The following is a 4,139-nucleotide window of genomic DNA, read 5'->3' on the forward strand; positions in this document are numbered from 1 at the left end:
CCCGATTTGGCACGGCGTTTCGCGCGGCGCATCATCGGCATTCGTGGCGGGCGGATCGCCTTCGATGTGCCGACCTCCGAGTTGAATGACGATGCGACAGCGGAGCTCTATCGGGAGGTTGAGCCAATCCCCGGTATCGGCCTCAGGGCGGTATCCTGATGGTGTTCCGCGGGTTTGGCGGCTTTACGACGAGTGGTCTGATCGCCGCCGCGGTCCTGTGGTCCTTCGCCACGACCGACGTCGAGTTGTCGCGTCTCATGTCGGCCGGCCCGCGGATCGCCGATTTCCTCGGTCGCATGTTTCCGCCTGACCCGACAGTGATGGCCGAGATCAGGAAAGGCAGCGCGGAAACGCTGAGAATAGCGATCCTCGGCTCCCTCGGTGCGGTGATCCTGTCGATCCCTCTGGCCATCCTCGCCTCCGAGACCATGGTCTCGCGTATGGTGTTCGGCCCTGTGCGCGCGCTGCTAGCCTTTATCCGGGCCGTGCCGCTGATTCTCGTGGCCATGCTCATGGTCGGCGCAGTCGGGCTCGGGCCACTGCCTGGCATCATCGCGGTGGCCTTTCATGCCACCGGGATGCTCGCAAAATTCTATGCCGAGGCAATCGACGGCGTGTCCCGCGCGCCGATCGCAGCACTGGAAAGCGTCGGCGCCGGACCGCTCGTGCGGCTCAGGCATGCGATCTGGCCGCAGATGGCCCCGGTCATCGCCCGGGACACAATCTTCCGGTTCGAACTGAACCTGCGCGAGTCGCTAATCCTCGGCATCGTCGGCGCGGGCGGGATCGGCTTCTACATCCAGACCTACGTGCGTTCCTTCCAGTACGACAAGGCCGCCAGCGTCACGATTGCCGTTGTCGTCATGGTCATCGCCATCGAAGCGCTCAACGTTGCGCTGCGCCGTCGCTTCACCTGACGATCAGGCATAAATGTCTATGGGGGTTCCGTCCCTGACCATGGCGTAGATTTCCTCGATCTGCCGGTCGGTGACAGAGATACAGCCCGCGGTCCAGTCGCGTACATTCACAGGGTCAATCCCGCGTCTTGGGCCGCCATGAATGAAGATGTCCTTTCCCGGAGATCGGCCTTGCGCCTCCGCAAACGCGATGTCGGCCTCATTGGGATATGAGATGCCGATCGAGAGGTGGAAGAGGCTGTCCGGGTTGCGCCGGTCAATCACGTAGGAGCCCTCCGGCGTGCGGCCGTCCCCTTCGAACTGCTTGTGGCCTTCGGGCGCGAAGCCCAATCCGATGGGATAGGTCCGCAAGACATCATCCGCGCCGTCAAGAACCAGCAGCCTCTGCGCCTTGTACATACGCAGCCGGGTCACTTCGGGTCCGTTGTAGGACCGGAACTTGCTGGCACAGCCTGACAGGAGGGCGGCCAATCCGCCCAACAGCAAGACCCGCCGTGGAATTCTGGTATTCATCACTGCTCAACGCCCCTTTTGCGAGGTCTAGTTGATGTCAGACGTTACTCTACCGAAACCGCCGGATCAATGACCGTGCGCCAGTGCTCCCTTCGCCATCTGCTCGCCCACCGGTTCTCCGCCTGAAGGCCCGGCCTCAACCTGATGGCCGTTCAGGAGCCGAAGTGCGTTGGCGACCACCAGCAGAGACACGCCTACATCCGCAGCAATGGCGCCCCACATTGAGGCCATGCCAAACGCGGTCAGCCCGACGAACAGCGCCTTGGTCGCCAGCGATATACCGATATTCTGGTGGATGATCGTCATGGCACGGCGCGAATGGCCGATAAGCCAGGGTACCTTGCCGATGTCGTCGGTCATCAGCGCGATGTCGGCCGTCTCGATCGCGGCATCCGATCCGACAGCGCCCATGGCGATGGCATAATGCGCCCGCGCCATGGCCGGTGCGTCATTCACACCGTCGCCGATCATCGCCACCATGTCGTGGCTTTCGACGAGTTCCTCAATGGCCGTCACCTTGTCTTCTGGCAAAAGTTCGGCGCGCACCTCGTCGATGCCGACTTCGGCTGCCACCGCGCGTGCGGTGCGTTCGTTGTCGCCCGTCAACATCACGATGGTCTTCACTCCCTGCGCGTGCAGCCGCGCAACGATCCCCTTGGCATCGGGGCGGATGCGGTCGCGAAGCTCCAGTACGCCGGTCACGCCGGTCTCGTCACCCACGGCAACGAGGGTGCTCCCAGCCCCTTCGATCCGATCCCGCAGATCCGCCGGAATGGCATTGCCGAACCCCTTCTCTTCGGCGAACCGATCCGAGCCGAGCCAGATAGCGCGCCCGTCGGCGCGTCCCTCCAGACCGCGCCCGGGCACGGTGCGGGTGTCCTCTGCGGCAGGCACGGAAACACCATCGGCTTCGGCGCGCGCGAGGATGGCGCGTGCCAGCGGGTGCGAAGACCGCGCCTCCAGGCTTGCTGCCAGCGCCATGAGATCGCGGGCGGGAACGCCGATCAGCGGGTGAACCGCCGCCACCTCAGGCTCGCCCATGGTGATCGTCCCGGTCTTGTCCATCGCCAGTGCCGTGGTCCGCCCCGGCGCCTCGACATAGGCGCCGCCCTTGATGAGCACCCCCGCCCGGGCCGACGCGGTCAGCGCCGCAACGATGGAAACCGGCGTAGAAATGACCAGCGCGCAAGGACATGCGATGACCAGAAGGACCAGAGCGTTGTAGAACCAGTAGTCCCAGGCGCCGCCGAGCAGGAGTGGCGGCACCAGCGCGATGGCGATCGCCAGAGCCATCACGATGGGTGTGTAGATGCGCGCGAACTTGGCCACCCACTGTTCGACCGGCGCGCGGCGGGCATGGGCATCGCCCACCATGCGAATGATTTTCGCGAGCACCGTGTCCGAGGCGGCCTTCGTCGCCCGCACCGTCAGTGTGCCCTCGCCGTTGATCGTGCCGGCATAGACCTCATCGCCCGGCTCCTTTGGCACGAGCGCGCTTTCTCCGGTAATGGGAGCCTGATCGACGGCTCCCGAACCCTCCACCACTTCACCGTCGAGGGGGATGCGGTCGCCGCCGCGCACAATGAAGCGATCGTTCACGGCGACCTCTGCCGCAGGCACATCGGTTTCGCTGCCATCTGATCGGATCACCCAAGCTGTCGGCGGCGCCAGATCCAGCAAGGCCGATACCGCGTTGCGGGCCCGCCCCACACTCCAGCTCTCAAGGTAAAGCGAAAGTGAGAAGAAAAACGCAACCGTCGCGGCCTCGAAGAATTCGCCCAGCCCGATGGCACCCGCCACTGCGACCACCATCAACAAGTTCATGTCAGGGGAAAACCGTCGCGCGGAAGACCAAGCCTTGGGCGCGACCAGCCAGACCCCGAAGAGAATTGCCACCGCGAATAACCCTGCTTCCGCGAGTGGCATCGGCATTTCTCCGTGCCCTGCGAATAGCCCGAGCGCACCACCCATGCCGGTTTCGACGATGTGGTAGAGAAAACCTGCCACCCAGAAGCCGCCGCTGAGCGCGGTAAACCGCTTTTGACGTGCCAGATGCGCGGCCTGATTCTCTGCTGCGTTGTCGGCGTCCCACGGTTTTGCGCTCATGCCGGTACTCGCGACCAGTTGCGAAATCTCGTTGTCCGAAATCCCGACTGCGGTATCCAGAATCGTCATCCGCCCATTGATGACATCGAACGCCAGATGCTCAGTCCCGCCGACTTTTGGACCGACCACCCTATTCAGGATTGCCACCTCTTCGGCACAATCCAGACCGGAAACTTGAAAACTTCGCCCATTCGACGGGATGGATTCTGCCGGTCCCGTGTTGGCTCCAGCACCGCAGCACGCAGCACCATCTCCATGAGAGTGGCGAGCTACGCTCGCATGTTTGTGATCATCAACATGATCGTGACTGCAGTCAGAGCTGTGCTTGTGGTCGTGGCGGTGGCCATTGGAAGACATGGGATTGACCTCGGGATTCGTTCATTCCACATTGAGATAGCCCCTACAGTAACTAGAGCTTCAAGAGCTAAAACAAAAACTTGGTCAAGTAAGGACACCGACCTGCGGAACCTTGAAACGCGTTGCCAAGTCCGTGGACGCGGCTGACCTGCCAAAGAGTGAGATAGACATGCTTCAAAAATATACGGTGATCATGGTTTGAGCTACTCCCCATCTCTTGGACAGGATCTGGCGTAAATTAAGCTA

At 62.6% G+C, this 4,139-nt stretch carries 3 protein-coding genes; 1 reads left to right on the top strand and 2 read right to left on the bottom strand.

Annotation, left to right across the window (positions count from 1 at the left end):
* Positions 1-158: 158 nt before the first annotated feature.
* Positions 159-917 carry a phosphonate ABC transporter, permease protein PhnE gene (phnE, locus tag ATO9_RS23205; protein ID WP_043755209.1) on the top strand — a complete coding sequence of 253 codons (759 nt, stop codon included), beginning with the start codon at positions 159-161 and terminating at the stop codon, positions 915-917.
* A 3-nt stretch (positions 918-920) separates the two neighbouring features.
* Here the strand turns inward: phnE and ATO9_RS23210 are convergent, their stop codons facing one another.
* The gene (locus tag ATO9_RS23210) at positions 921-1,430 is read right to left on the bottom strand and encodes a L,D-transpeptidase family protein (protein ID WP_043755213.1); all 510 of its coding nucleotides are present in this window, start codon (positions 1,428-1,430) and stop codon (positions 921-923) included.
* A 66-nt stretch (positions 1,431-1,496) separates the two neighbouring features.
* Positions 1,497-3,893 (bottom strand): heavy metal translocating P-type ATPase, encoded by a 2,397-nt coding sequence (locus tag ATO9_RS23215; protein ID WP_254702697.1) that lies wholly within the window; start codon positions 3,891-3,893, stop codon positions 1,497-1,499.
* Positions 3,894-4,139: the final 246 nt, after the last annotated feature.

Source organism: Pseudooceanicola atlanticus, from assembly GCF_000768315.1.
GTDB lineage: Bacteria > Pseudomonadota > Alphaproteobacteria > Rhodobacterales > Rhodobacteraceae > Pseudooceanicola > Pseudooceanicola atlanticus.

Excerpts from the sequence above, each read along its gene's own strand:
- ATO9_RS23210 (WP_043755213.1), bottom strand. The coding sequence starts at position 1,430 with ATGAATACCAGAATTCCACGGCGGGTCTTGCTGTTGGGCGGATTGGCC.
- ATO9_RS23215 (WP_254702697.1), bottom strand. The coding sequence starts at position 3,893 with ATGTCTTCCAATGGCCACCGCCACGACCACAAGCACAGCTCTGACTGC.
- phnE (WP_043755209.1), top strand. The coding sequence starts at position 159 with ATGGTGTTCCGCGGGTTTGGCGGCTTTACGACGAGTGGTCTGATCGCC.